Origin of the sequence: Bradyrhizobium sp. LA2.1 (assembly GCF_040547725.1) — a bacterium.
Classification (GTDB): domain Bacteria; phylum Pseudomonadota; class Alphaproteobacteria; order Rhizobiales; family Xanthobacteraceae; genus Bradyrhizobium; species Bradyrhizobium barranii.
The window spans coordinates 148,922-175,426 of sequence record NZ_JBEPQI010000021.1; the positions used below are offsets into that span (position 1 = coordinate 148,922).

General features: G+C 64.6%; 24 protein-coding genes. 16 read left to right on the plus strand and 8 right to left on the minus strand.

Annotated elements, in window-relative coordinates:
- Window positions 1-140: 140 nt before the first annotated feature.
- The 5 genes from ABIB95_RS33250 to ABIB95_RS33270 all read left to right on the plus strand — a co-directional run bounded on the left by ABIB95_RS33250 (window position 141) and on the right by ABIB95_RS33270 (window position 4,763).
- The gene (locus ABIB95_RS33250; protein ID WP_354245728.1) at window positions 141-779 is read left to right on the plus strand and encodes a TetR/AcrR family transcriptional regulator; all 639 of its coding nucleotides are present in this window, start codon (window positions 141-143) and stop codon (window positions 777-779) included.
- Window positions 780-1,032: 253 nt separating this feature from the next.
- On the plus strand, window positions 1,033-1,695 hold the full coding sequence (locus tag ABIB95_RS33255) for a DUF3313 domain-containing protein (RefSeq protein WP_354245729.1): 663 nt from the start codon (window positions 1,033-1,035) through the stop codon (window positions 1,693-1,695).
- Window positions 1,696-1,727: 32 nt separating this feature from the next.
- A complete protein-coding gene (locus ABIB95_RS33260; protein ID WP_354245732.1) occupies window positions 1,728-2,297 on the plus strand; it encodes a DUF2147 domain-containing protein in 570 nt (189 codons plus the stop codon).
- A gap of 193 nt (window positions 2,298-2,490) precedes the next feature.
- On the plus strand, window positions 2,491-3,423 hold the full coding sequence (locus ABIB95_RS33265; RefSeq protein WP_354245734.1) for a helix-turn-helix domain-containing protein: 933 nt from the start codon (window positions 2,491-2,493) through the stop codon (window positions 3,421-3,423).
- 95 nt (window positions 3,424-3,518) lie between these two features.
- The gene (locus tag ABIB95_RS33270) at window positions 3,519-4,763 is read left to right on the plus strand and encodes an acyl-CoA dehydrogenase family protein (protein WP_354245736.1); all 1,245 of its coding nucleotides are present in this window, start codon (window positions 3,519-3,521) and stop codon (window positions 4,761-4,763) included.
- A 57-nt stretch (window positions 4,764-4,820) separates the two neighbouring features.
- Here the strand turns inward: ABIB95_RS33270 and ABIB95_RS33275 are convergent, their stop codons facing one another.
- Window positions 4,821-6,371, minus strand: a complete 1,551-nt coding sequence (locus ABIB95_RS33275; protein ID WP_208089065.1) for a winged helix-turn-helix domain-containing tetratricopeptide repeat protein — start codon at window positions 6,369-6,371, stop codon at window positions 4,821-4,823.
- 133 nt (window positions 6,372-6,504) lie between these two features.
- Here ABIB95_RS33275 and mddA point away from each other — a divergent pair, with 133 nt between their 5' ends.
- The gene (gene mddA / locus ABIB95_RS33280; protein ID WP_063980801.1) at window positions 6,505-7,293 is read left to right on the plus strand and encodes a methanethiol S-methyltransferase; all 789 of its coding nucleotides are present in this window, start codon (window positions 6,505-6,507) and stop codon (window positions 7,291-7,293) included.
- 207 nt (window positions 7,294-7,500) lie between these two features.
- Window positions 7,501-7,923 (plus strand): GFA family protein, encoded by a 423-nt coding sequence (locus tag ABIB95_RS33285; RefSeq protein ID WP_354113410.1) that lies wholly within the window; start codon window positions 7,501-7,503, stop codon window positions 7,921-7,923.
- Window positions 7,924-8,124: 201 nt separating this feature from the next.
- Here ABIB95_RS33285 and ABIB95_RS33290 read toward each other — a convergent pair whose 3' ends face one another.
- Complete coding sequence (locus ABIB95_RS33290; RefSeq protein ID WP_063980802.1) at window positions 8,125-9,684, minus strand: winged helix-turn-helix domain-containing protein; 1,560 nt, start codon at window positions 9,682-9,684, stop codon at window positions 8,125-8,127.
- Window positions 9,685-10,174: 490 nt separating this feature from the next.
- On the opposite strand from ABIB95_RS33290, the gene pcaB reads away from it, so the two are divergent.
- Window positions 10,175-11,536, plus strand: coding sequence for a 3-carboxy-cis,cis-muconate cycloisomerase (gene pcaB, locus ABIB95_RS33295; protein WP_354176126.1), 1,362 nt, complete (start codon window positions 10,175-10,177; stop codon window positions 11,534-11,536).
- Window positions 11,537-11,648: 112 nt separating this feature from the next.
- A complete protein-coding gene (locus ABIB95_RS33300; protein ID WP_166077245.1) occupies window positions 11,649-12,905 on the plus strand; it encodes an aminopeptidase in 1,257 nt (418 codons plus the stop codon).
- A gap of 137 nt (window positions 12,906-13,042) precedes the next feature.
- Here ABIB95_RS33300 and ABIB95_RS33305 read toward each other — a convergent pair whose 3' ends face one another.
- Window positions 13,043-13,597 carry a hypothetical protein gene (locus tag ABIB95_RS33305; RefSeq protein ID WP_354176125.1) on the minus strand — a complete coding sequence of 185 codons (555 nt, stop codon included), beginning with the start codon at window positions 13,595-13,597 and terminating at the stop codon, window positions 13,043-13,045.
- Window positions 13,598-13,835: 238 nt separating this feature from the next.
- Here ABIB95_RS33305 and ABIB95_RS33310 point away from each other — a divergent pair, with 238 nt between their 5' ends.
- A complete protein-coding gene (locus tag ABIB95_RS33310) occupies window positions 13,836-14,291 on the plus strand; it encodes a cupin domain-containing protein (protein WP_028157215.1) in 456 nt (151 codons plus the stop codon).
- 80 nt (window positions 14,292-14,371) lie between these two features.
- On the opposite strand, the gene ABIB95_RS33315 is transcribed toward ABIB95_RS33310, so the two are convergent.
- The 5 genes from ABIB95_RS33315 to ABIB95_RS33335 form a co-directional block, all read right to left on the minus strand.
- Entirely contained in the window at window positions 14,372-15,424 is a 1,053-nt protein-coding gene (locus ABIB95_RS33315) for an amidohydrolase family protein (RefSeq protein ID WP_354245740.1), read from the minus strand.
- A gap of 111 nt (window positions 15,425-15,535) precedes the next feature.
- Complete coding sequence (locus ABIB95_RS33320) at window positions 15,536-16,057, minus strand: hypothetical protein (protein ID WP_354245742.1); 522 nt, start codon at window positions 16,055-16,057, stop codon at window positions 15,536-15,538.
- Between the two features lie 65 nt (window positions 16,058-16,122).
- Window positions 16,123-16,938 carry an MBL fold metallo-hydrolase gene (locus ABIB95_RS33325; protein WP_071916860.1) on the minus strand — a complete coding sequence of 272 codons (816 nt, stop codon included), beginning with the start codon at window positions 16,936-16,938 and terminating at the stop codon, window positions 16,123-16,125.
- Window positions 16,939-17,043: 105 nt separating this feature from the next.
- A complete protein-coding gene (locus ABIB95_RS33330; RefSeq protein WP_354245745.1) occupies window positions 17,044-18,570 on the minus strand; it encodes a permease in 1,527 nt (508 codons plus the stop codon).
- Entirely contained in the window at window positions 18,567-19,316 is a 750-nt protein-coding gene (locus ABIB95_RS33335; RefSeq protein WP_166353442.1) for an ABC transporter ATP-binding protein, read from the minus strand. The genes ABIB95_RS33330 and ABIB95_RS33335 overlap by 4 nt, the downstream gene beginning before the upstream one ends.
- 263 nt (window positions 19,317-19,579) lie before the next feature.
- On the opposite strand from ABIB95_RS33335, the gene ABIB95_RS33340 reads away from it, so the two are divergent.
- The 6 genes from ABIB95_RS33340 (at window position 19,580) to ABIB95_RS33365 (ending at window position 26,397) form a co-directional block, all read left to right on the plus strand.
- A complete protein-coding gene (locus ABIB95_RS33340; protein ID WP_354245748.1) occupies window positions 19,580-20,455 on the plus strand; it encodes a branched-chain amino acid ABC transporter permease in 876 nt (291 codons plus the stop codon).
- Between the two features lie 5 nt (window positions 20,456-20,460).
- Entirely contained in the window at window positions 20,461-21,612 is a 1,152-nt protein-coding gene (locus ABIB95_RS33345) for a branched-chain amino acid ABC transporter permease (protein WP_028148665.1), read from the plus strand.
- On the plus strand, window positions 21,609-22,367 hold the full coding sequence (locus ABIB95_RS33350) for an ABC transporter ATP-binding protein (RefSeq protein ID WP_071916857.1): 759 nt from the start codon (window positions 21,609-21,611) through the stop codon (window positions 22,365-22,367). Before ABIB95_RS33345 ends, ABIB95_RS33350 begins: the two co-directional genes overlap by 4 nt.
- Window positions 22,368-22,370: 3 nt before the next feature.
- Window positions 22,371-23,159, plus strand: coding sequence for an ABC transporter ATP-binding protein (locus ABIB95_RS33355; RefSeq protein WP_063980811.1), 789 nt, complete (start codon window positions 22,371-22,373; stop codon window positions 23,157-23,159).
- Between the two features lie 118 nt (window positions 23,160-23,277).
- Window positions 23,278-25,116, plus strand: coding sequence for an AMP-dependent synthetase/ligase (locus ABIB95_RS33360; RefSeq protein ID WP_354245751.1), 1,839 nt, complete (start codon window positions 23,278-23,280; stop codon window positions 25,114-25,116).
- An 81-nt stretch (window positions 25,117-25,197) separates the two neighbouring features.
- Window positions 25,198-26,397 carry an ABC transporter substrate-binding protein gene (locus ABIB95_RS33365; protein WP_354245753.1) on the plus strand — a complete coding sequence of 400 codons (1,200 nt, stop codon included), beginning with the start codon at window positions 25,198-25,200 and terminating at the stop codon, window positions 26,395-26,397.
- Window positions 26,398-26,505 lie beyond the last annotated feature (108 nt).

Consider the following 26,505-nt stretch of genomic DNA (forward strand, 5'->3'; position numbering starts at 1 on the left):
CCAGTCCCCATCCGATATCGAGGCTCACACAGTCTCATTCGGGGCCGCAAGATGAAAGTCTCGACAGTGTTCGCACAAAAAATGTACAGCGCGTCCTGTTTTCACTTGATTCATTGTCTTGTCACGGAGACAAGTCGGCCATGGACAATGCCAGCCGCTCCGAACGATCCCGTAACGCCGCACTCGAAGCGGCCATCGCGATCATCGCGCGCGACGGGCCGGGCCGGCTGACGCTGGATGCGATCGCGCGCGAGAGCGGACTCAGCAAGGGCGGCGTGATGCATCAGTTCCGCACCAAGGAAGCGGTGCTGAAGGCGTTGCTCGACCGGCAGATGGCGCATTTCGAGGAGTTCGCCACCAGCACCATGGCAAAGGTGAGCGCGACCTCCGCGAATCCCAATCTGGCGACCCAGCTCGCGACCGTGCGCGAAGCGGCCACCTCGCCGAATTCTGCCGCGCTGGCGCTGGTTGCGGCCATGGTCGAGAATCCCAGCCTGATGGCGCTGCCGCGCGAGCGCGAAATGGAGAGGATGGCGGCGATCAGGGAAGAGGCCACTGATCCTGATCTCGCGATGCTGCGCTGGGCCGGCGCGATGGGACTGCTGCTGAGCTCGTTGTTCGGCATGTCACCGCTCAGCAAGGACGAGCACCAGCGGCTGTTCGCGCGTCTGCTCGACGACGCGCAGTGGACCGGCCTCGAGCGGCCGGCCGCCAAGCGCACCGCCAAATCCGGCGGGCACTCGGCGGCGAAAGCCGCAGCGCCGCGCAAGCGCGCCTGATTCATCGTCAGCAATTTCCCGCCGATCACTGCCCAAAGCCGCGCCTGCGGCCAAATGTGTCAGACCCCCGTTTTTGAACTTTACAAACCGTCTAGTCGGTTTTATAAATCGACACACTGAGACGACCCAAGGCTTCCGAGATGGCCCCGGACGAAGCCTCGGGTTGGCACCGGTGAGCGCCGCAGTCGCGTCTGGTCCCGTACGCGGCTGCGGTCGCCATTGCCTTGGCAGCAAGCCGCTAGAGGAGTCTGGAATGAATCGCTCGATCGCCCTGCGCGGTCTGGGAACGCTGCTGCTCGGCGCAGCCGTCGCGGGCTGCGCCACCGTCGCGCCCGTGCCGTATTCGGGGATGGCGTCCTCAGCCTACATGGCTCCGGACAAGTCGGACGCCTCCGGCCGCGTGCCCTACCGCTATTCCACGCCGGTCGACTGGCGCGCTTACAATAGAGTCATCCTCGAACCGGTCGTGGTGTATCGCGGCAGGGATCACCAGTTCGGCGACATGTCCGACAAGGACAAGGCGACGCTTGCCGCCTACATGCAGGCCCGTTTCGCCGAGGGTCTGCGCGGCCGCTTCGCGCTGGTGCGCGAGCGTGGGCCGGAGACGCTGCGGATCAGGCTGACACTCACCGGCGCCGTCGCCAACACGCCGGTGCTCGGCACGCTCTCCCGCTTCGACGTCGCCGGCGCCGTCTACAACGGCGTGCAGGCCGCGCGCGACGGCGAGGGCACCATGACCGGCTCGGTCATCTACGGCATCGAGATCTTCGATGCCGCCACCGCGCGCCTGCTCTCCGCCTACGTAACCAAGCAATACCCGGCTGCCTACGACATCAAGGCCACCGCCGGCGCGCTCGCCGCCGCCACCGCCGGCCTCGACAAGGGCGCCGACGCGCTGATGGCGCAACTGAACTGACGCCGCGACCCATCCAACGAAAGGTGCCGCTGATGAACATTGTCCTTCGCTTCGTGCTGCGCGTTGCGATCACGATCCTGATGATGGTGTTTGGCGGCCGCGCCGGCGCCGCGGCGCCGCCCGATCCCAGCGGCACCTGGCTCGTCCAGGACGGCCGCGCGCGCATCAGGCTGGAGCGCTGCGGGCCGTCGCGCGACCGCATCTGCGGCTTCATCGTCTGGATGAAGGAGCCGGCCGACAAGCGCGGCCAGCCTTATCGCGACAAGGAGAATCCCGATCCCGACAAGCGCGCCCGCGCGCTGCTCGGCCATCAACTCATCATGGGTTTGCAGGCGACGCCGGAGGGACAGTTTGCTGGCGAGATCTACAATGCCGAGGACGGCAAATCCTATTCGGTCTCGCTGTGGCGCGACTCCGCCGATCGCCTCAAGCTCAGGGGTTGCCTGATCAAGTTCCTGTGCCAGACCCAGACCTGGCAGCAGACCCTCGACGTGCTGCCCGGCCAGCTCGTCGGCCTCACCGGCGATCTCAATGGCCCCCGCGCCGACAAGGAATGGGCCGCCGTGCCGGCACCCAGGCCGATGCAGGCCAAAGCAAGGTAGCGGATTGCTCCTCTAACCACTCACTTGGTTTCCGGTGCGCCGACGGCTGCGCTCGCAACGACGACGTGATGACGGTCGCATATTGCGCGCCTTCGAGATTTGACCGGTTGTTCGCCAAAAGCTATCCTTCCGTCCCGCTGGTTCGTCCAATCTGAATTTGCACGCGCGAATTCCTCGTTCCGGGGGCGCACCTATGGAATGGTCAGCCAAGCCCTCTCGTGCCGATCAGCCCTTCGGCAGTTGGGCCGACGATCTCGCTGCAGCCTTTGTCCGGCTCGAGCCGCGTAAAATCGCCGACCGTCCCTTCGAAGGTTCGATCGCGCGTACCGACGCTGCGTCGGTCCAGATTTCGCTGGTGAAAGCCACAGGGCACTGCGTTCTCCGGCTGCGGCCCCATATTGCGCGAAGCACGGACGATCTCTGCTTCGTCAATCTCCAGCTCGAGGGTCTGGGCCGCACGACGCAGCGGGGACACGAGCAGGTCTGTGCGCCCGGCGACCTCGCGGTCGCCGATACGACCGAGCCGTTCGAGATTGCCAACGGCCGCGACTTCCGCCTCTTTTGCTTTGCCGTGCCGCGGCGGCACCTGCCAAAGAGCTTTGCGGATTTTCCGCGGCTTGCGTTGTCGAGGACGGAAAATGGCCGCGCGTTGTCGCGCACGCTCGCGGGCTATGCCGAGCTTTGCCTGGCAGCACCCGCCGTTGCGGCAAGCAGCGGCACGCATGTGGTCGAGCTGATCGCGCATGCACCGGAGATGCTGGGTGAAATGCCGGTTGCACGCGTGAATGCGCCCGTGCTGCTGTCGATGATGCTCGACCATATCGACCGCCACAGCGGCGATCCCGGTCTCGATGCCGAATTGCTTGCCCGGAAGTTCCGCTGCTCGGAGCGCTATGTGCACCGGTTGTTCGTCGCGACCGGCCGCTCCGTCGGCGAGCATGTCAGCGATCGGCGGATCCTGATCTGCGCCCGCGACCTACTCGACGCGCAGCATCGTCACAAGACCATCTCCACGATCGCGTATGAGGCCGGCTTTTCCGACATCTCGCACTTCAACCGCCTCTTCAAGCGCAGCCACGGCCTCGCCCCGCGCGAATTTCGCAGGACGAAGGGGAAGGGCGAGTAGTTCACCTCCAGCCAAGAATTAGGTCGCTGCCGACCAAGATTTTCCGCCCTCGCTCGGCTCACCCTGGTGACCTGCCGGAGCGAGGGAGATGTTCGATGGCGATTGATTTCACGCTTTCACCTGCGCAGCGCGCGTTGCAGCTTCAATCGCGAAAATTCGCGGCGGAGGTCTTGGCCGGCGCCGGCAAGGCGGAGTTGCTGGCGACGCCGGAAGAGCGCTTCCTCGCGACGAAGCCGACCTATGAGGCGATGATCGCTGCCGGTTATCTGCGCAAATGCATTCCGGCGCCGGCGGGCGGCGACAATGCCGGACTCATCGACATGGCGATCCTGGCGGAAGAATTCTACGCCGTGAATCCGAGCGTGACGCTGACCATGCTCGGCACGGTGCTCGGTCTGCTGCCAATTCTGCTTGGTGGCACCGCGGAGCAATGCGCCCGCCTGCTTGCACCGTTCCTGAAGACGAGCGGCGCTCCGCTTGCGGGCTTCTGCTCCTCGGAACCCGGCGGCAGCGCCAATGCTGCCGCACCGCCGCCGGGCGAGGGCGTGCGCACCACCGCAAAACGCGAGCTCGGCAATTGGATCATCAACGGCCGCAAGAAATGGGTGTCGTCCGCCACCGGGTGGGATCGAAATGGCGCCGACGTGTTGTGCGTGGTGTGCCGGACCAATCCCGCCGCGCCACCGGAGCAGGGTGTCTCCATCATTGCGGTCGAAGGCCCGGTGCATGGCATCGTGTTCGAACGCGCCATTGATTCGATCGGCCACCGCGCTCACCTCGTGCCGGAATTCAGCCTGCGTGCCGTCACCGCGCCGCACGGCAATCTGCTCGGGCAGGAGGGGGGCGGCTTGATGCTGGCGTCCGCCGCCTTCACCGGCACGGCGGCGCTGGTCGGCATCTTCGGTGTCGCCCTGATGCGGGCCGCCTTCGACTTCGCATTGCATTTTGCCCGCACCGAGAAACGCGGCGGGGTACAGGCGATCATCGAGCATCAGGCGGTCGGCTATGCACTCGCCGATGCCAAGACCACTATCGAAGCCGCGCGCTACCTGAGCTGGCGGGCCTGCCATGCGCTCGATACGCAATCACCGGGCGCCGACGAGCTCGCGGTCCAGGCCAAGATCTTCGGCTCCGAAGCCGCGGTGCGGGTCATCACCGACCTGATGCGCGTGGTCGGCATCGACAGCTATGATCACGCGGCGCCGTTCGGCCGCTTGTTGCAGGACGCGTTGGCGCTGCCGATCTTCGACGGTGGCAACATGGGCATTCGGCGGCGCCAGCTCCACGCGATGCTGATGCGGCCCGACTACGATCCACTGACCGCGTGCGGAGGAGCCTGAGACGACGCGTCGTATCTGCATCCGCCCTTTGCGCATTTGCGGGGAGAAGGGAGTTCTCTACCCCAACCCCGCGCGCCGGAACCCCTCCAGATAGTGCTCGCGATCGGCGTCACTGGCCCATGGCAGCTGCGTCGCGATCCAGTGCAGCGAGATGTTGGGCTGGGTACGGCGGAGTTCGCCCAGCGCCATCTCGGCCAGCGCGCCGTCGCCGGTCATGCCGGCGGACACCGCGAGCACGCGGTAGGCACCGGTGAGGTCACCGCGATGGCGGATCGCCTCGCGCGCCAGCGCGATCGCCTCGTCGTAATGCCGTTCGGTGAAGCGCGCATAGCCGGCAATGCCGTAATAGATCGCCAGCGACGGATCGCGCGGCGAGAGCCGGATCGCCCTCTGCGCCGCATCGAACGATTCCCCGGAGCGGCCGGCGTAGGACAGCGCCAGGGCGTAGTAGCCCTGCGCCAGCGAGAAATTCGGGTTGAGCGCGAGCGCCTGCTCGAACTCGGACAGCGCGTCGGAAAGCCTGCGCGTCGAGAAGAAGACGCTGCCGAGCGCGGCATGCGCCCAGGCATCCTCGTGGTCATGACGCACCGCGGCGAGAGCGGCGGCCTCCGCGATCGGCACCGTCGTGGCAAGCTCCGCCCAGCCGAGATGGACGCCGAACATGTGGCTTGCCGCGAGCACGGACAGCGCCTGACCGTAGTTCGAGTCGATCGAAATGGCGCGTTCGAGCAACGCTTGCGCAGCCTTGTGGTCCTGCTGCGTCACCCGCCAGTAATGCGACAGCGCGCGCATCAGCAGGTCCCAGGCATCGAGGCTCGCGGGCGGCTTGCGGTCGGCGCGAAAATTCTCGGCCGCGTGGATCTGCGGCTCGATCGCCGCGACGATCGCATTAGTGATGTCGTCCTGCACGGCGAAGACGTCGACAAGCTCGCGGTCGTAGCGCTCGGCCCAGAGATGGCTGCCGGTGGTGGCGTCGTTGAGCTGCGCGGTGATGCGCACACGGTTGTCGACCTTGCGCACGCTGCCTTCGACGATGTAGCGGACGCCGAGCTCCTCGGCGATCTGCCTGATATGAACCGAGCGCCCCTTGTAGGTGAAGGACGAATTGCGGGCGATCACCATGAACCAGCGCTGCTTCGACAGCGCGGTGAGAATGTCCTCGCTGATCCCGTCGCCGAAATATTCCTGCGCGGGATCGCCGCTCATGTTCTCGAAGGCGAGCACCGCGATCGCCGGGCGGTCCGTCACGGCGCGCACCGGGGCTGGGCCGGGTTCCACGGGCGCAAGCGTCGCTGCCACATCTTCCCGGACTTCGCCGACGAAGCGAAAGCCCTTGCGCGGGATCGTCTTGATCAGCCGCTGCGTCGCGCCGTCGTCGCCGAGCGCCTTGCGCGCGGCATTGATTCGGCTGTTCAGGGCGGAATCCGAGACGATCCGGTCGCTCCAGATCTGGCTGATCAGGTCATCCTTGCTGACCACACGGGCGCGTTGCGCGACCAGATAGAGCAGCAGATCGAACACCTGCGGCTGCAGCGGCACGGCTGCGCCGCTGCACGTCAGTTCCCGCAGGTCGCCGTCGAGCACGTTGTTTTCAAAGAGAAATCGCACGTTTCTGTCGTCTCAAGCAAAAATCAAAGTGGTCTCAGGCGAAAATCAACCGTCCGTGAAAGTCAGGGGGTGTCCGATCCGGCATGGTGCGAACACTAAACAGTGCCGATGCCTCGGCACAACGGAGCGTTCTATGACCCAACTTGATCACCAGCTTCATTCCATCGGCCCGGAGGTTGCGGGCTCACGCATTTTCAAATTCATCGGCTTTCTGTACGGAATTGCGGCATATCTCGTGTTTTTCGTCACCATTCTCTACGCCATCGGCTTCGTCATGGGGCTGGTGGTGCCGAAGACCATCGACACCGGAACCGACACGCCGACGGCCGAAGCCGTCATCATCAATCTACTGCTGATGACGCTGTTCGCCGTTCAGCACAGCGTGATGGCGCGCAAGCAGTTCAAGGCGTGGTGGACGCAGTTCGTCCCCAAGCCGGTCGAGCGTTCGACCTACGTGCTGTTCGCGAGCCTGTCATTGCTGCTCCTGTTCTGGCAGTGGCGTCCGATGCCTGCAGTCGTATGGGATGTCGGAAACCCGGATCTCGCCGTGACGCTGGTCACGCTGTCCCTCGCGGGCTGGGTGCTGGTGTTCGCCTCGACCTTCATCATCAATCACTTCGAATTGTTCGGGTTGCACCAGGTGACCAACCATCTCGTGGGCAATGAGGCGGCGCCGCCGCGCTTCAAGACGCCGTTGTTCTACAAGTTCGTTCGTCATCCGATCTATCTCGGCTTCATCATCGCGTTCTGGGCGGCGCCGGTCATGACGGCGGGCCATCTGCTGTTCGCGGCCGTGACCACGCTCTACATCTTCGTCGGCATCGCGCTGGAGGAGCACGACCTCGTCGATCTCTTCGGCGACGAATACCGGCAGTACAAACAACGGGTGTCGATGCTTATTCCCTGGCGCAGATCGGTATAGCCGTAGCATCTTTCCGCCGCGTCCACCGAAAGGAGGACGCGCGGCGGAACCGAAGCGCGTAACGGACGTTGCCGGCCTCCAGCCCTCAACGTCCCTCGGGGTGATTCCCTCCGCTCCGACGCCTCTCCCCGCATCCGCCTTTGCCGGTTTATCGGCGAGCCGGAGCGGGGAGAGGAATTTCAACCTTCATCCAACGGAGACGACCCAATGAAACATGTCGGAAACTGCTTCTGTGGCGCGGTCACGATCGAGGTCACGGGCGAGCCGGCGGCGATGGGCTATTGTCATTGCCGCTCCTGCCGCTCGTGGTCGGGCGGACCGGTGAACGCCTTCAGCCTGTGGAAGCCGGAAGCCGTGCGCATCACCGAAGGCGCCCAGAACGTCGAGACTTTCGCCAAGACGCCGCTCAGCCAGCGCAAATATTGCAAGAAGTGCGGCGGTCATCTCATGACCAACCACCCGCCGCTCGACCTGATCGACGTCTTCACCGCCACCATCCCCACGCTCGGATTCACGCCCGGCGTCCACGTCAACTACGCCGAGACGGTGCTGCCGATGCGCGACGGCCTGCCGAAGCTGAAGGACTTTCCGGCCGAGTTCGGCGGCAGCGGCGAGATGATGCAGGAGTAGAGGTGCTCTTACCCTCCCCTGGAGGGGGAGGGTCGATCGCGCGAAGCGCGAGCGGGGTGGGGTGATCTCTCACACAGGCAGTCTTCGTTGTGGAGAGACCGTCACCCCACCCCGTCTCTCATCTTCGCTGCGCTCAGATACGAGCCGACCCACGGGCGAGCTACGCTCGTCCCGGACCGCTCCAGGGGAGGGTAAACAGCATCACCTCATTCCCGCGCGCCGAAACCCCTGCAGATAGTGCTCGCGATCCTCTGCCCGCCGCATCGGCAGCTCGCGCGTGAGCCAGGCCAGCGAGATGCCGGGCTGGGTGCGTTGCAGGCCCCGCAGCGCGTACGCCGCGAGTTGAGGATCGCCCAACATGCCGGCGGCGGCCGTCAGCACGCGATGGGCGCCGACGAAATCGGCGCGCTGCCGCATCGATTCCCGCGCCATCTGCACGGCGCCCTCATAGTTGCGGCCGATGAACTGGGCATAGGCGGCTACGCCGCAATAGATCGCCGCGAGCGGATCGCGCGGGCTCAGCCGCAGCGCGCGGCGTGCGGCGGCATCGCCGTCTCGCCATCTCCCGGCGTAGCACAGCGTCACGCCGTAGAAAGCGTGCGCCATCGCAAAATTCGGATTGAGTTGCAGCGTCAGCTCGAACTCAGCCAGCGCGTCGTCGAAGCGGCGGCGGAACAAATAAGTGTAAGCCAGACCGTGATGGGCCCAGGCGTCCTCGCGATCGGCTTCCACCGCCGCGAGCGCCGCGCGTTCGGCGACCGGCACGGTCATGGCCATGTCGGCCCAGCCCATATGCGCGCCGAAGATATGGCTGGTCGCGAGCAGGCCCAGCGCCTTGCCATAGGCGGGATCGATCGCGGTCGCCTGTTCCAGCAGTCCTTGCGCGGCGGCGTTGTCCTCGCGCGTGATGCGCCAGTAATGCGACAGCGCACGCATCACGAGGTCCCAGGCGTCGAGGCTGCCCGGTGGCTTCTGCTGGGCACGAAAGCTTTCGGCGGTATAGAGCTGCGGCTCGATCGCGGCGACGATCGCCTCGGTGATCTCGTCCTGCACGGCGAAGATGTCGGCAAGCTCGCGGTCGTAACGCTCGGCCCAGAGATGGCTGCCGGTCGAGACGTCGTTGAGCTGCGCCGAGATGCGCAGGCGATCGCCGCTGCGCCGCACGCTGCCTTCGAGCACATAGCGTACGCCGAGCTCGCGCGCGACTTCGTGCATGTGAACGGCGCGGCCCTTGTAGACGAAGGAAGAGTTGCGGGCGACGACGAAGAACCAGCGCAGCTTCGACAGCGCCGTGATGATGTCCTCGCTGATGCCGTCGGAGAAATAGTCCTGCTCGCGGTCGCCGCTCATATTGGTGAAGGGCAGCACGGCGATCGCGGGACGGTCGGGCAGCGCGAGCGCCGCCTGCGGCGCCTGGGCGACACGGCCCGGCTCCGGCAAGGCCGCGCCGCGCTGCGTCTGGACAGCGCCGACGAAACGAAAGCCCTTGCGCGCGATGGTGCGGATCAGCGCCTGGTTGGCTCCGCTGTCGCCGATCGCCTTGCGCGCCGCGTTGATCCGGCTGGTCAGGGTGGATTCGGAGACGCTGCGCCCGTGCCAGATCTTGTCGATCAGCTCATCCTTGCTGACCACCCGGTCGCGGTTCTCCATGAGGTGGACGACGAGGTCGAAGACCTGCGGCTCCACGGCCACGGGAACCTGCTCGCGGCTCAGCTCGCGCCGGTCGGTGTCGAGAAGGTGGTCCCGGAACATAAACTGCACGTCGAAAACTCAACCCTCGCAATGACATCAGGCAATGATGAAATCAGAATGGATTTCGACTCTAAGACTGTGAGTCCGCTGAGCGGCCTGCCGGGTTCACCACGATCGCGTGATGGCTGCTATGCCGTTTTCGGATAGGAATGCAACTTGAATGAGAATGTGGCGGGTCTGGTGGACTGTCGCGGGCTGCGCACATAGCCCGATCTTGCCGCGCGCACAATTTATCCCGTCCCCCTGAAGTGGCCGCCTTGTCACGGCCCTCGAAGGGCGACGGCCCGGCTGCATCGCGGCCGCTCATCACTTCGAGGCGCTTCGTGCGCCGCTGCGCGTCGCACGCTTCGCATCTCAGGATGACGGGGTGATGGAGCGATGCGCCGTCGTAATGTCGTCGTACGGCATCGAATGTGTGGCGAGCCATGAATGTCCATTGCCGAACAGCGCGGCCCGCGTAAGCTGCTCTCACACAAACGCAAACCATAAAGAAACGCCCATGCCCGCTTTTCCCGCCTCGACGACCGTGCTCGATTCCATGCTGTTCCGCGACGCCTTCGGCACGCCCGAGATGCGCGAGGTGTTTTCCGATGTCGCGCTGGTCGGACGCTATGCCGAGGTCGAGGTGGCGCTGGCGAAGGCGGAGGCGAAGTGCGGCGTGATCCCGCAGGAAGCCGCCGACCAGATCGCGGCGCGGACCGACGTCGCCGCATTCGATTTCGATCTGCTGCGACAGGAGACCGACATCGTCGGCTATCCGATCCTGCCGCTGGTGCATCAGATGGTGAAGCAGTGCGGCGAGGCCGGCCGCTATGTGCATTGGGGCGCGACCACGCAGGACATCATGGATACCGCGGTGGTGCTGCAATTGCGCGCCGCGCTCGGGATCGTCGAGCGCGACATCGCCGAGCTGCGAAACATCCTCGCGGACCTCTCGAAGCGCTACCGCGACACGCCGATGGCCGGCCGCACCCATCTCCAGCAGGCGCTGCCGGTGACGTTCGGCTACAAGACCGCGATCTGGCTCGCGATGTTCGACCGCCACGCCGAGCGGCTCGTGCAATTGAAGCCGCGCGTGCTGGTCGGACAGTTCGCCGGCGCCGCCGGAACGCTGGCCTCGCTCGGCGGCAAGGGGTTCGAGGTGCAGGAGGCGCTCTGCGCCGAGCTCGAGCTCGGCGTTCCCGCCTCGACCTGGCACGTCGCGCGCGACGGCTTTGCCGAGGCCGTGAATTTCCTCGCGCTCGTCACAGGCTCGCTCGGCAAGATCGCACTCGACATCATGATCATGGCCTCGACCGAGTTCGCCGAGGTCTACGAGCCCTTCGTCAAGGGCCGCGGCGCCTCCTCGACCATGCCGCAGAAGCGCAACCCGATTTCCTCGGAGCTGATGCTCGCGGCGTCCAAGGCGGTGCGCCAGCATGCCGGTCTGATGCTGGATGCGATGGTGCAGGATTTCGAGCGCGCCACCGGGCCCTGGCATGCCGAATGGATGGCGATCCCGGAAAGCTTCGTGCTGACCGCCGGCGCGCTGCACCAGGCGAAGTTTGCGCTAGCAGGCCTCATCGTCGATGAAAGGAAGATGAACGACAATCTCGCCATCAGCCGCGGCCTGATCGTGGCCGAAGCGGTCATGATGGGGCTGGCGCCGCAGATCGGGCGGCAGGAGGCGCATGACGTGGTCTATGATGCCTGCCGGCTCGCCAATGAGAAGGGTCTGACATTGGCGGACGCGCTCTCGTCCGACGCCCGCGTCTCCGTCAGGATCGACCGTGCCACGATCGAAGCGCTGACTTCACCGAAAAATTACCTCGGCCTTGCGCCTGCCATGGTCGACCGGGTGCTGAAATCGGCAACGCGTTGAAAACCAAAATGCGCGAAACTCCGTATCTCTCCGTGTCGCAAGGCGCTCGCGCACTTGCGCCTTGCGATGCTAGACTTAGATTGAACGAGAGAGCTTCGGCAGAGGACCCCGCATGATTGATCACCGCAATTCCGCCGTTCCCATCGATCCCGTGAAACTCGACCGGCTGGCCGAGGTGGCGGTGAAGGTGGGCCTGGGCTTGCGGCCGGGACAGGATCTGCTCTTGACGGCGCCCGCGATCGCGCTGCCGCTGGTGCGGCGGATCGCCGTGCACGCCTACAAGGCCGGCGCCGGTATCGTGACGCCGATCCTGTCGGATGAGGAGATGACGCTGGCGCGCTACCGCCACGGCCAGGACAACAGCTTCGATCGTGCCGCCAACTGGCTCTATGAGGGTATGGCCAAGGCGTTCTCCGACAACACCGCGCGGCTCGCCATCGTCGGCGACAATCCGATGCTGCTGTCCGGCGAAGATCCTTCCAAGGTGGCGCGCGCCAGCAAGGCCAATTCGATAGCCTATCAGCCGGCGCTGGAAAAAATCGTCAATTTCGACACCAACTGGAACATCATCGCCTATCCGAGCCCGTCATGGGCCAAACAGGTCTTCCCTGATGATCCCGAGGACGTTGCGATCGGCAAGCTGGCAGACGCGATCTTCGCGGCCTCCCGCGTCGACCGCGAGGATGCGATGGGCAATTGGGCGAGCCACAATGCGGTGCTGCGCGAGCGTACCAACTGGCTCAACGGCCAGCGTTTTCGCGCGCTGCAATATTCAGGTCCCGGCATCGACCTCTCCATCGGGCTGGCCGACGGACATGAGTGGGAGGGCGGCGCCTCGCTGTCCAAGAACGGCATCAGTTGCAACGCCAATATCCCGACCGAAGAGGTTTTCACCACGCCGCATTGCCGGCGCGTCTTTGGCCATGTCGTGAGCTCGAAGCCGCTGTCCTACCAGGGCACGCTGATCGACAACATCGCGGTGCGCTTCGAGGACGGCAGGATCGTCGACGCAAAGGCCTCGCGCGGCGCGGAGGTGCTGAACAAGGTGCTCGACACCGACGAAGGCGCGCGGCGTCTCGGCGAGGTGGCGCTGGTGCCGCATTCCTCGCCGATCTCACAGAGCGGGCTGTTGTTCTACAACACGCTGTTCGACGAGAACGCGGCCTCGCACATCGCGCTCGGCCAGTGCTATTCGAAATGCTTCGTCAACGGCGCGCAGCTGACGCCGCAGCAGATCGCCGCGCAAGGCGGCAACCAGAGCCTGATCCATATCGACTGGATGATCGGCTCTGCCGAGACCGACATCGACGGCATTCTCGCCGACGGCAGCAAGGTGCCGGTGTTCCGCAAGGGTGAGTGGGCGAAGTAGTCCGCTGCGGCTCGTCATGCCCGGGCTTGTCCCGGGCATCCACGTTCTTTGTGCCGCTAGGCGTGGATGGCCGGGACAAGCCCGGCCATGACGATGATGGTGGAAGGTTCAAGCCCCAGCGCTGGCGTCACGTTCTTTCACGCCGCCGCGTTGCGCAGCATCCGGTTGTTGTCGATGCTGAAGCGGTTGAACAGCGTCGTGAACGGGCTGCCGTCGGTGGCCCGCACGATGGCGTCGGACGTGGCGACCGCCTCGTAAAGCGCACCGATGGGATCGTCCGCCTCGGGCAGGTCGAGGCCGCCGCGAATTTCCTCGCGGGCCGCGTTGACGTCATCGTCCTGGTCGAGTGTCGCCTCAAGCGCATCCGCCGCGCGCCGCATCTCTGCGAGATCGCCGCCGGCGGAGAATTTGAGGATGTCCAGCCAGTAGGGGTGGGCGACAACGAGCTGGATGAAGGCTTCGAACGTGCCGGCGATGATTCCTGCGCGGCCCTCCGATGAGACGTAGAGCACATTCCGCGATGGCAGCAGGACGAAGGTGCCGCCGGAGCCGTCGCTGCCGATCTGCCGGGGGTTTTCGACGCCATCGATGGTGAACCAGGGCTCTTCTTCGGCTGCGAAGGAAACATCGAGGCTGCCAAGCCAGGCGACGACCTCGCCTTGGGCTGTCAGAACCTCCGGGGTGAGGGGCATCGGTGTGGGCTCCTTCGCTGGTCACTTTCGCGCACTTTGTCGCACCCCGGAAAAAATGGGTTCATGTGCGCGAATTTGCAGGCAAATCCCGACGTTAACCTCTTCGCACTGCAACTTGCGGCTGATTGTCGGCGCCTGCGTAAGAAAGAATTAAAAACCGGCTACTAGCGTTCCAACATCTTTGGAAACAATCCGGGCCCAGACCCGGCCATACATATTTTATTCCCTGGGGAAGCAGATGTCGCCGTCATTGATTGAAATCAGTAGTTGCAACGTGGATCTCGAGCTGCGACCGATCGAGCCATCCTGGATTATCGAAGGCAATCCGGTGTCGCGCTCGCACATCCTGTCCACCAGCGCCGACGGTACCGCCTCGACCATCATCTGGCAGTGCACCGAAGGCCGCTTCAACTGGTACTACGACATCGACGAGACGATCATGATCATGGAAGGATCGATCGTGCTCGAAAGCGACGGCATGCCGCCGAAGCGCTATGGGCCCGGCGACGTCATCTTCTTCCGCGACGGCGCGCATGCCAAATGGCATGTCGAAGGCCACGTCAAGAAGATCGCCTTCTGCCGCAAGACCAATCCCGTGATGATCGGATTCCTGATCCGCGTCGTCAACAAGCTCAAGCGGATGTTCGTCTCCGCCGGCGAGCGCCGCCCTGCCTCGCTGTTGGGGGCTGGCTAGAGTTCAAGCATATCCAGGGACGCTTCCCAGCGGCCACGACGGAAGAGGGGCCGGGACCAACATCCCGGCCCTTCTTCTCGTTATGACGGCAGTTCGAGCCGGTAGACATCGGTCGCCGTCTGCGAGAACAGCGCCGTCTTCTCGGCCTCGCTCAGGGGCGCGGCGATACGCTTGAACGCGTTGAAGATCACCTGGTAGCTGCACTGGCCCTTGTCCGGCGGGAAATTGCTCTCGAACATCGCGCGCTTGGGGCCGAACGCCTCGATGCAGGTCTCGACATAGGGCCGCCAGGCCGCGGCAAGCTCCTCCGATGACGGGGGCTTCGCGCGCAGATGGAAGTCATAGCCGAGCAGGCACATCGCGAGCCCGCCGAGCTTCACCGAGACGTTCCCGCACTTCGCGATCTCCTGGATCGAGGCGCGCCATTGCGGAAACACCTCTTCGCGCCGCCCGGCAAAGCGACCGACGCCGGCCGGGCCGCCGCAATGGTCGAGCACGATTTTGGTGTCGGGAAAGGCGCGCGCGAGCTCGGTCAGCTCGCCGATCTGCGGGTGAAACAGCCAGGCATCGAAGCTCAGGTTCAGCGGTGCGAGGCAGGCAAAGCCTTTGCGGAAAGTCTGATCCCGCAACAACCCCTTCGGCCGGTTGGCATACATGCCGGCGACGACAGGGTCTTCGTCCCAGGCCGAGGAATGCCTGATGCCGCGGAAGCGGCCGTTGCCCGCCGCGATCTCGGCCTCCAGCACCGGCTTGGCGGCATCGCCCAGCAGCAGGTTCACGTGGCTGACGATGCCGGCGCAGATCGCGGCCGTGCCGTAGCCGCCGCTTGCGCTCATGGCGGCGACGCCGTTGGCGAACTCGACTTCGCCGACCGGCCGGAATGCCTCGGGCCCGTGCGCGCGATACATCGAACGGCAGTCGACATAGACGGTGGCGATGATGTTGTGCCCGGAGGCAATATCGGCCGCCATCTCCTCGATCAGATAGCGATGTCCGCGATTCCAGAGATGGTGATGAGGATCGACGATCGGCCGCAAGGGATCGATGATCTCCTCCTGATATTGCGCGAGCCAGTCCTCGCGCGGCTCGACGAATAGCCCGCTCGTGTTGGCAGGCACACCGCTTGCAGCCATCGGCATTCGCTCCCTTTGTTTTTTGTGGGGGGAGCCTAGCACCTCGTCTTCGCATCCAGCTGCGCGTGCTGCGCAACCGCACCCGTCATCGCGAGCACAGCGGCGCCGTCGTTAGCCCTTGCGCCGCTTCGCCCTCACATCGACCACAAGCCGCCAATCGGCTGCTGCTGCCGGCTTCACTTCGCCGAGCCAATGGAAGGAATCATCGGTAATCTCTGTGAAACTCCAGCGTGTCAGGTCGCCCGCATCGGTCGTGCCTTCCTGCACGATGTCCGCGCCGCGCGGGCGGCCGATCTGCCGGCGGAATACGCTACGACCGGGATCGAACCAGGAAATCCGCCACGCGGAAATGGAGGGGTCGTAAACGCGCAATGTCGTGCCGTACCAATTGCCCGCGATCGGAAAGGCCGGGCTGTCCGCTGGGCGAGGGATGATCCAGACATCCTGGACGGCGCGGCCTTCCAGCACCCAGCCGAAATGGATTTCGCCGGGCGCGGTGTGCTTGGTTTCGTCGGGTCCATGTGCGGTGATCCCGGCATCCCAGTCGCCGACGAAGCGGCCGTAGAGCTGGAGCGCCGCCGCGTGCTCGGGGTTCGGTCCGTCCGCGTGCAAAAGTCTGGCAAAGTCGGTCATGTCGATCTCCTGTCGTGAGGAGATCAGCACGACCGACCGGCAATCGACTTGGAGAAAATTGCGCGTCAGACGCCGTCGAGGATGATGACCGTCGGCGTCGTCGGCAGCGCGTCCCGCGACATCCGGAAGGAGCGCTCGCTGCGCCGGTCGATCTCGAACTGCCGGCCGATGAGGTGCATGAACTCGTCGAGCGGGGTGGCGAAGCGGTGCATCGGCAGCACCACAGAGGCGCGCAGCCGCTTGGTGATCTCGGAGACGCCGTCGAGCGACATGGTGTAGGTGCCGTCGATCGGCACCATTACGATGTCGAGCCGCCCGATCTGGGCGAAATGGGTTTCGTCGAGCTTGTGGTGGAGATGGCCGAGATGGCCGATGCAGAGGCCGGCGACCTCGAAGATGAAGATCGAATTGCCGTCGCGGATCATGTCGGTGCCGGAATCGTCACCGAAATAGCGGCGGATATCGGTCGTGACGTTGCGGATGAAGGTGTCGCCGATGCGCTCCGACACGACGGCCGGCTTGCCGTCCTCGCCCCAGCCGTGCAGCACATGGGGAATGCGCTTGTCGGGAAATAAAGAGTAGTGGGTGCTGTGCGCCCGGTTCATGGTGACGACATCGGGCAGGCGTCCGACCTGGTAGGCGCCGCTGTAGTCGGTCGCGATGCGCAAGCCGCCGGGCGTGTCGATGAAATAGGTGGAATGGCCGGCATAGGTGATCTGGACTTCAGCCGAGCCTGCGGCCTGCCGGAATGCGGCCGGCATTGCGCGGGGCATGGCGTTTGCCATCGCCAGGCATTCGCTCCGCTGAGGTGGCTGCTGAGCGAGAGCAGGAGAGAGGAATGCGCCGAACAGCGCCAGAGCCGCTGAAACCAGTCGCCGCATGGATCCGTCCCCGATGACTTCGGAAGAAGTCTAGCGTGCCATGCAGCGCGTGGCCAATAGGCCGCGATCAACAGCGCGTCAGTGTCGCAGCCTTACTCCCGGCTTTTAGTTGCGCCTTGGGCTGAACTTCCAGGTGATGGCGATGAGGCCCGCGGTGATCAGGCCGCTGATGAGGCCGGCGATGGGAAGGGCGAGCAGCAGCGCTGCGCTGGCGGCCCAGCCGATCGAGGAGAAGGCTTCGGCGAAGGTCGCGAGCCGCGACGAGGTCTGGCGGCGGCGGAATTGGCTGCGCCGGGCCTGCACCCGGAACCAGAGCTGGATCGCAGTCGCGGATGCCGCGCTGATGATCACAGCACCGGCACTGACCGCGGCCTGGAACGGCGAGGCGAAGGCGAGTGCTGCGACCAGCGGGCAGAAGATGGCGGCGATGGCGATCAGCACCACCTCGATCTTGGCGCGGGTGACGCTGGACGGCGTCAACGGCGCGGTCGCGACCAGGTCGGGGGCGTCCTCGCCCGAGATCGTCAGCCAGGCGAGCCCGCCCGCGAGCTGTCCCGCCGCCATCACGATGACCGGTGTGATCAGCGTCAGCGCTGCGGAGCTGTCGGCAAAGTTGCGCCAGAGCAGCAGCGCCGGCGGCACCAAATAGAGCAGCTGCATCAGCGTCTGCGAGATCAGCCAGGGATCGCGCCAGAGCAGCGAAAATTCCTTGCGCCGCAGCGCCTGTTGCCGCGATCCGCCGCGGAACGGGCGCTGCTTCGCGGCCTTGCTGCCGGAGGCGCCGAAAGCGGCGGCATCGATCGCGGTATCGGCAAAGCGGTGCGAGAAGACCGCCATCACGCTGCCGAGCAGCACGAGCCCGAGCGCGAGGAGCAGCAGCAGCGCCTCGCTGTCGCCCATGGCCGCCCGCGCCGGCCACCACCAGATGCTGTCGGCGTCGGGCGCGTAAGCGGCGAAGCTGCCCGAGGTCAGGATGGTGAAGCGCGACAGCGTGCCATAGGACATGATCGCGGCGACCTGGAGCGCGATCACGAAACCGGCGCCGATCATCGCGGCGAGGACCTGGGCGACGAAGCGCGTGCGCGCCGGGCCGATCAGGCGGAACAGCAGGATGGTGATGGCGATCGCGATCGCCGCGGCCGAGAGGCCCATGGCGACGACGACGCCGAACGCCGCAAGCCAGCGCGCGCCGCCGCCGATCACCAGCACGTCGATGAACGGCGTCGAGAACAGCAGCGCCATCACGGTGACGGCCAGTGCGATCGCGGCGATGCGCACCGAGAACAGATTGGCCAGCATCGCGGGCGAGGACATGATCAGGTCGAGATCGGCGCGGGCGTAAAACACCCGCGTCACCGATTCGATCGCCTGCGACAGCATCAGCGTCCAGGCCAGAAAGATCGTCGCCGAGATCACGATCAGCGAGGATTTGTCGAGCGGCAGCTGCAGGTCGGCGAAGCGGCCGATCACCGCCCAGGCCGGCACGTGCAGCAGCGCCGCGAAGAACAGCAGGCCGATGACCGCGGCGCGCGTCCGCTTGCGCCGGCCGCCGGTCATCATCGCGAACCATTCGCGCCAGGCGAGCCGGAGCTCGTGGCGGGCAAACCAGGACAGTGCGGTTGCCGAGCTCATGCGGCTTCCGGAAGCGTCACCAGCGCGATGAAGAGATCTTCCAGGCTGGTGTCGGCATGGCCGTTCTGCTGGCGCAGCTCGGTCAGCGTGCCCTCGGCGACCAGACGGCCCGAGGCGATCACACCGATGCGATCGGCCATCCGTTCGGCAACCTCGAGAATATGCGTGGTCATGATGACGGTGCAGCCGGCGCGGACGCGCTCGCTCAGCAGACCCTTCACATGGCGGGCGGAAACCGCATCGAGGCCGGTCAGCGGTTCGTCGAGGATGATGAGGCGGGGATCGTGCACCAGCGCGCCGGCGAGAGCGACCTTCTGGCGCATGCCCTTGGAAAAGCCTTCGCAGCGTTCGTGCCGGTGCGGCTCGAGCCCGAGCGAGGTCAGGAGGTCCTGCGCGACCGGTTCCGAGACCGACGGCGCGATGCCCCAGAGCCCGGCGACGAATTCGAGGTACTCAAGCGGCGTCAGCTTGTCGTAGATCATGGGCTCGTCGGAGACCCACGCCATCACCTGCTTGGCGGCGACGGGATTTGCGAGCGCATCGATGCCGAAGATCGAGACCGCGCCGGCGTCGGGCCGCAACAGGCCCGCGACCATGCGCAAAGTGGTGGTCTTGCCGGCGCCGTTGGGGCCGACCAGCGCATAGAATTCGCCGGCGTGAATGGTGAGATCGAGGCTGTCGACTGCCAGACGGTCAAAACGCTTCGTTAACCCCAGGACTTCCAGCGCCGATCTGTCCGGCTTCATGACGGCCATACCATCCGGTTTTGCATCGCTCGCGACCATGATCCCAAGATGTTTCGGCACCGTGAATCTACGGCCCACAAATTCCGCCATCCGGTTGCTACTAATGGCAAGTCACCGTTTGTTGACAGCGCTGGACGGTTCAGGCTGAATTGCCGCCGGGACAAATGGCGCTAACGCGGCGAAACGACCGCGTAGCGACTGGACACAAGATGCAGCAAGGCGGTCACGAAGAGCCGCTGGTTGTATCGGGAGGAAGCGCGGCGATGCTGGATTTCGTTCAGCAGCTGGTCAGCGGTGTTGCGCTCGGCTGCGTCTACGGCCTGATCGCGCTCGGCTTCGTGCTCGTCTACAAGGCCACCGAGGTCGTCAATTTCGCCCAGGGCGATTTGATGATGCTGGGCGGCTTCTTCGCCTTCACCTTCATCGGCATGATGGGACTGAACTACTGGATCGGCTTTGCCGGTGCGGTGGCTGCCATGGCGCTGTTCGGCATGCTGGCCGAGCGCGTGGTGGTGCGGCCGATCCTCGGCTATCCGCAATTCTCCATCATCATGGCCACCATTGGCCTCGGCTACTTCCTACGCTCGGTCGCCGGGATGATCTGGGGCACCGACGATTTGAAGATCGAGACGCCGTTCAGCCACGGCGTGCTGCGCGTCGGCTCGCTGGTGCTGGCCTATGACAAGCTCTCGGTGATCGCCGCGACAATGATCCTGTGCGCGCTGCTCTGGCTGTTCTTCAACAAGACCACGCTCGGCACCGCGATGCGCGCCAGTTCCGAGAACATGCTGGCGGCCTATTACATGGGCATCCCGGTCAAGCGCGTGGTGTCGGTGGTCTGGGCGATCAGCGCGGCGGTCGCGACCTGCGCCGGCGTGCTGCTGGCGCCGATCACCTTCATCCATTCCAATGTCGGCCTCGTGCTCGGCCTCAATGCGTTCCCCGCCGCAGTCCTCGGCGGCTTCGGCTCGATCCCGGGCGCGGTCGTCGGCGGCGTGCTGATCGGCGTGATCGAGAGCATGGCCGGCTTCTATCTGGCGGAGGGCTGGAAGGACGTCGCGCCCTACCTCGTGCTGCTTGCCGTACTACTCTTGAAGCCTGAAGGCCTGTTCGGCCTCCACGTCCGCAAGAAGGTCTGAACACCATGCGCTTCCTGTTCAAGACCGACTATGAGGACGACATCAAGCTGTTCCCGCATTCAGGCTACGTCGTCTCCTACGGCATCCTGCTCGCGCTGCTGCTGATCGCGCCCTATGTGCTCTCCAGCTATCTGATGAGCCAGCTCGTCTTCGTCTGCATCTACGCGACGGTCGGCGTCGGCCTTCTGATCCTGACCGGTTTTACCGGGCAAGCCTCGCTCGGCCACGCCGCGTTCCTCGCGATCGGCGCTTACACGGCGGCATACTTGCAGAAATACAACGTGCCGTTCCCAGTCTATTTCCTCGCTGCCGGTGCCCTGACCGGGTTGATCGGCGCGATGGTCGGCTTTCCCGCCCTGCGCCTGACCGGCATCTACCTCGTCATCGCCACCATCTCCTTTGCCCTGATCGTCGAGGAGATCCTGGCGCGCTGGGAGAGCGTCACCAACGGCAACGAGGGCATGCGGGTCAAGACCCTGTCGCTGCTCGGCGTCACGGTCCCGCGCGACAGCCCGACCTTCTATTTCCTCTGCCTCGCCGTGCTGGTCTTGACCATCGTCGGCACGCTCAATCTGCTGCGCTCGCCGACAGGGCGCGCCTTCGTCGCGATCCGCGACAGCGAGACCGCGGCGCGCAGCATGGGCGTTAACGTCGCGCTGTACAAGGTGAAGTCCTTTGCGATCTCGGCGGCGATCACCGGCTTTGCCGGCGTGCTGTTCGCGCACAAGCTCTCCTTCATCTCGCCGGAGATGTTCACGCTCCAGCTCTCGATCGAGTTCATCATCGTGATCCTGATCGGCGGCACCTTCAGCCTGCACGGCGCGGTGCTGGGCGCGATCTTCATCGTGATGATCGACCCGTTCCTGACCTATCTGAAGGACGATTTGCCCGGCATCATCGCCGGCATTGCCGCGACGTTCGGGGCGGGCCCGGCGACTGCGGGCAATATCCAGTCGAAAGTCGCGGCGTTCGCCTCGCTCAACGGGCTGAAGGGCGCGATCTACGGCATCATCATCGTGCTGTTCGTGCTGTTCGAGCCGCTCGGGCTCTACGGCCGCTGGCTCAAGATCAAGCTCTTCTTCCAGCTGTTTCCGCTCTACAAGCGCGCCACCTTCAAGCGGCAGAAGATCTACGTGAAGTCGGAGCGCAACCGATGAGCTATTTTCGCGCGGAGAACCTGTCGCTGCATTTCGGGGGGCTGAAGGCGGTCGATGCGGTATCCTTCGCGGTCGAGAAGGGCGAGATCCTCTCGATCATCGGGCCGAACGGTGCCGGCAAGAGCTCGATCTTCAACCTGATCTCGCGGATCTACCGGCCGACCACGGGCCGCATCTTCTTTGAAGACCAGGACATCACGGAGCAGCCGCCCTACGACATCGCCAGGCTCGGCATCGCCCGCACCTTCCAGAACATCGAGCTGTTCGAGAACGCGACCGTGCTCTCCAACCTCCTGGTCGGCCGCCACCGTCACTCGACCACCCAGCTCTGGCAGGAGCTGCTGTTCCTGCCGAGCGTGCGGGCGAACGAGAAGGTGCATCGCCGCAGGGTCGAGCAGGTGATCGAGTTCCTCGATCTCGAACCCTATCGCGACAAGCTGATCTCCGGCCTGCCCTACGGCGTGCGCAAGGTGATCGAGCTGGCGCGCGCGCTGTGCTCGGAGCCGAAACTGATCCTGCTCGACGAGCCGTCCTCCGGCCTGAATGTCGAGGAGACCGGCGACATGTCTTTCTGGATCCGCGACATGAAGAACGAGCTCGGCGTCACCGTGCTGATGGTCGAACACGACATGTCGCTGGTCAACCGCGTCTCCGATCGCGTCATCGCGCTGAACTACGGCCGGGTGCTGGCGATGGGCTCGCCCGCCGAGGTGCAGCAGCATCCCGATGTCGTCGCCGCGTATCTGGGAGCCTGACGCATGGACGCCGCCGTCACGCCCGACATTATCCTGAAACTCTCCAACATCGAGAGCTATTACGGGCCGATCATGGCGATCCGCGGCATCTCGCTGGAGGTGCCGCGCGGCCGCATCGTCACCCTGCTCGGCGCCAACGGCGCCGGCAAGACCACGGTGCTGAAGACGATCTCGGGCATTCTGGATCCGCAGAAGGGCACGATCGAATTCATGGGCAGGTCGATCCAGCGCATGGAGGCGGACCGGATCGTGCGGCTCGGCCTCAGTCATGTGCCGGAGGGGCGCGAGGTGTTCCCGTTCCTCTCGGTGCGCGAGAACCTGATGATGGGGGCGTATCCGCGCCGGGATCGTGATGGCGTCGCGGAGGATCTGGAGCGCGTCTACGGCTATTTCCCGCGTCTGAAGGAGCGCATCAACCAGCCGGCCGGCCAGCTTTCCGGCGGTGAGCAGCAGATGCTCGCGATCGGGCGCGCGCTGATGAACCGGCCGACCTTGCTGTTGCTCGACGAGCCCTCGCTCGGCCTGTCGCCGCTGCTGGTGAAGGAGATTTTCACCATCATCCGCCGCGTCAACGAGGAGCAGGGCATGTCGATCCTGCTGGTCGAGCAGAACGCCAAGGTGGCGCTGGAGACGGCGCATTACGGCTACGTGCTGGAGATCGGCCGCGTCGTGATGAACGACACCTGCGACCGCTTGATGCATTCCCAGGACATCCAGGAATTCTACCTTGGCGCCAAGGAGGCGGGCGCGCGAGGCGAGCGGCGCTGGAAAAAGAAGAAGACCTGGCGCTGAAGATTTGGCGCCGAAGACTTGGCGCTAGGGGAAGGCGTTAAATGGATTGGCCCATCCGCAACGACAGACCGCCGGCAAGGCAGGCAGCGGAGGGGAGAGCGACAAGGAGGAGACGCGCATGGCCCGACCGGCGCTGCTGACGGTCGCTGATACGATCGCGAAGAGCTTCTTGCGCGCCGCCGAGACGCGGGGCGACAGGCCGGCTATTCGCGAGAAGAAATTCGGCATCTGGCAGCCGACCAGCTGGCGCGAGTGGCTGGAGATCTCGAAGGAGATCGCCTACGCGCTTCGCGCCTCCGGCTTTCTGCCCGGCGACGTCGCCTCCGTCATCGCCAATGCCGTGCCGGAATGGGTTCATGCCGACATGGGCATTCTGTGCGCCGGCGGTGTTTCCTCTGGAATCTATCCGACCGATGCATCCTCCCAGGTCGAATACCTGGTCAACGATTCCCGGACCAAGGTGATCTTCGCCGAGGACGAGGAGCAACTCGACAAGGTGCTCGCCTGCCGCGCGCGCTGTCCGTCCCTGCAAAAGATCATCGTGTTCGACATGGAGGGCCTCAGCGGCTTCTCCGACGACATGGTGATGTCGCTCGACGAGTTCCGTGCGCTCGGCCGCAACCACATGGTCGGCCGCGAGGCGCTGTGGCAGGAGATGATCGACAGCCGCAGCGCGGACGACCTTGTCATCCTCGTCTACACCTCGGGCACCACCGGCCCGCCCAAGGGCGCGATGCACGCGAACCGCAGCGTCACGCACCAGATGCGGCATGCCAACGATTTCATCTCGGCGCGGGAGGACGAAGACCGGCTGATCTTCCTTCCGCTCTGCCACGTCGCCGAGCGGGTCGCCGGCTACTACATCTCGGTCGCACTCGGCTCGGTGATGAATTTCGCCGAGAGCCCGGAGACGGTGCCGGACAATCTGCGCGAGGTGCAGCCGACCGTCTTCTTTGCGGTGCCTCGCATCTGGGAGAAGTTCTATTCCGCGATCACCATCGCGCTGAAGGACGCGACGCCGCTGCAGCAATGGGTCTATCGCCGCGCCATCAAGGTCGGCCATCGCATGGTCGATTGCCGGATCGAGGGCAGGGCGCCGCCGCTCTCGCTGCGCATCGCCAACAGCATCGCCTACCGGCTCGCGTTCCGCAACATCCGCCGCATGATCGGGCTCGACCGCTGCCGCATCGCGTTCACCGGCGCTGCGCCGATCGCACCGGAGTTGATCCGCTGGTATCTCGCGCTCGGCATCGACATGCACGAGGTCTATGGCCAGACCGAGAATTGCGGCGTCGCGACCATGATGCCGGCGGAGCGCATCAAGTTCGGCTCGGTCGGCACCGCCGTGTCCTGGGGCGAGGTCGCGCTGTCGCCCGATGGCGAGATCCTGATCAAGGGCGACTTCCTGTTCATGGGCTATCTGAATCAGCCCGAGAAGACCGCCGAGACCATCGACCATCGCGGCTGGCTGCACACCGGCGACGTCGGCACCATCGATAACGAAGGCTTTGTCCGCGTCACCGACCGGATGAAGGACATCATCATCACCTCCGGCGGAAAGAACGTCACGCCGTCCGAGATCGAGAACCAGCTCAAATTCTCGCCCTACATCTCGGATGCCGTGGTGATCGGCGACAAGCGGCCTTATCTCACCTGCCTCGTGATGATCGACCAGGAGAATGTCGAGAAATTCGCCCAGGACCACGACATCCCCTTCACCAATTATGCGAGCCTGTGCCGCGCAGCGGAGATCCAGGACCTGATCTGGCGCGAGATCGAATGCGTCAACGGCAATTTCGCCCGCGTCGAGACCATCAAGAGATTTTACCTGATCGAGCGCCAGCTGACCCCGGAGGACGAGGAGCTGACGCCGACCATGAAGCTGAAGCGCGGCTTCGTGAACAAGCGTTACGCTGCCGAGATCGAGGCGATGTATCGCCAGCGCGCGGTGGCGTGACGAGCCTGCCAGTTCGAGAAAGCGAAGGAGCTGTGGCCCCCGCCCTTCGCACCATACGGGCCCAAAGGAAAGGAGACGTCAATGTCGAAATCGTTCAGCACGCTCGGCCTTGCTGTGAGCGCCGTGGTGCTCACCTGTCTGCCGGCCGCGGCGCAAACCAAGGTCACCAACGATGGCATCTCGGCATCCGAGATCGTCATCGGCACCCATCAGGACCTGTCGGGGCCGATCAAGGGCTGGGGCGTGCCGGTCTCGAACGGCATGAAGATGGCGGTCGAGGAGATCAACGCGGCGGGCGGTGTCCAGGGTCGCAAGATCAAGCTGGTCGTCGAGGACTCGGGCTACGATCCGAAGAAAGCGGTGCTGGCTTCGCAAAAGCTGATCGAGCGCGACAAGATTTTCGCGATGGTGGGACCAATGGGATCGCCGACCGTGCTCGCTGCGCAGGATATCTTGCTCGACGCCGGCGTGCTTCAGCTCTTCCCGCTGACGGCGGCCGAGTTCACCTTCAAGTTCGATCCGGCCAAGCCGCAGGAGCGGCTGAAGTTCAACAACCTCCTGCCCTATGTCGAGAGCACGCGCGCAGCGCTCAAATACATGATAGAGGCAAAGAATTTCAAGAAGCCGTGCATCCTGCATCAGGACGACGAGTACGGCAAAAACGTGCTCGACGGCTTCAACCAGCAGCTCACCGCCATGAAGCTGCAGCCGGCCTCGATCACGAGCTACAAGCGCGGCGCCTCCGATTTCAGCGCGCAGGTCGCCAAGATGAAGTCTGACGGCTGCGACCTCGTCGTGCTCGGCGCGGTCCTCCGTGAGCCGATCGGCACGATGGGTGAAGCGAAGAAGCTCGGATGGGACGTCACCTTCCTCGGTGCCACGCCCGTTAACGTGCTCGAAGTGCCGGCGCTCGGCAAGGAAGTGGTGGAAGGCTTGTACTCCGCCTCGAACTTCGAAATTCCCTACGAAGACACCGCGAAGGGAAAGGTGAAGGACTGGCTCGTCAATTACAAGAAGATGTTCAACGCCGACGCCAACACCCAGGCGATCATCGGCTACAATGCGGTGATGACGTTCGCGCATTATGCCAACAAGGTTGGCAAGGATCTCACTGGCCAGAAGATGCTCGACGCGCTGGAGTCCGGCGACAAGTTCCAGGATATCTTTAATTCGCCGCCGACGGTGTTCTCGAAGACCAACCATCTCGCCACCACCGTCACCCAGGTGCAGCAGGTGAAGAACGGCCCCTGGGTGCTGGTGAAGGATAATCTGATGTTTTGATCTCTCCGCTTTCACCCTCCCCTGGAGGGGGAGGGTCGATCGCGCGTAGCGCGCGGCGGGGGGGGGGGTTTAGCGAGACGGGGCGTGTTTGTGGTGGGGGGTGCGGGG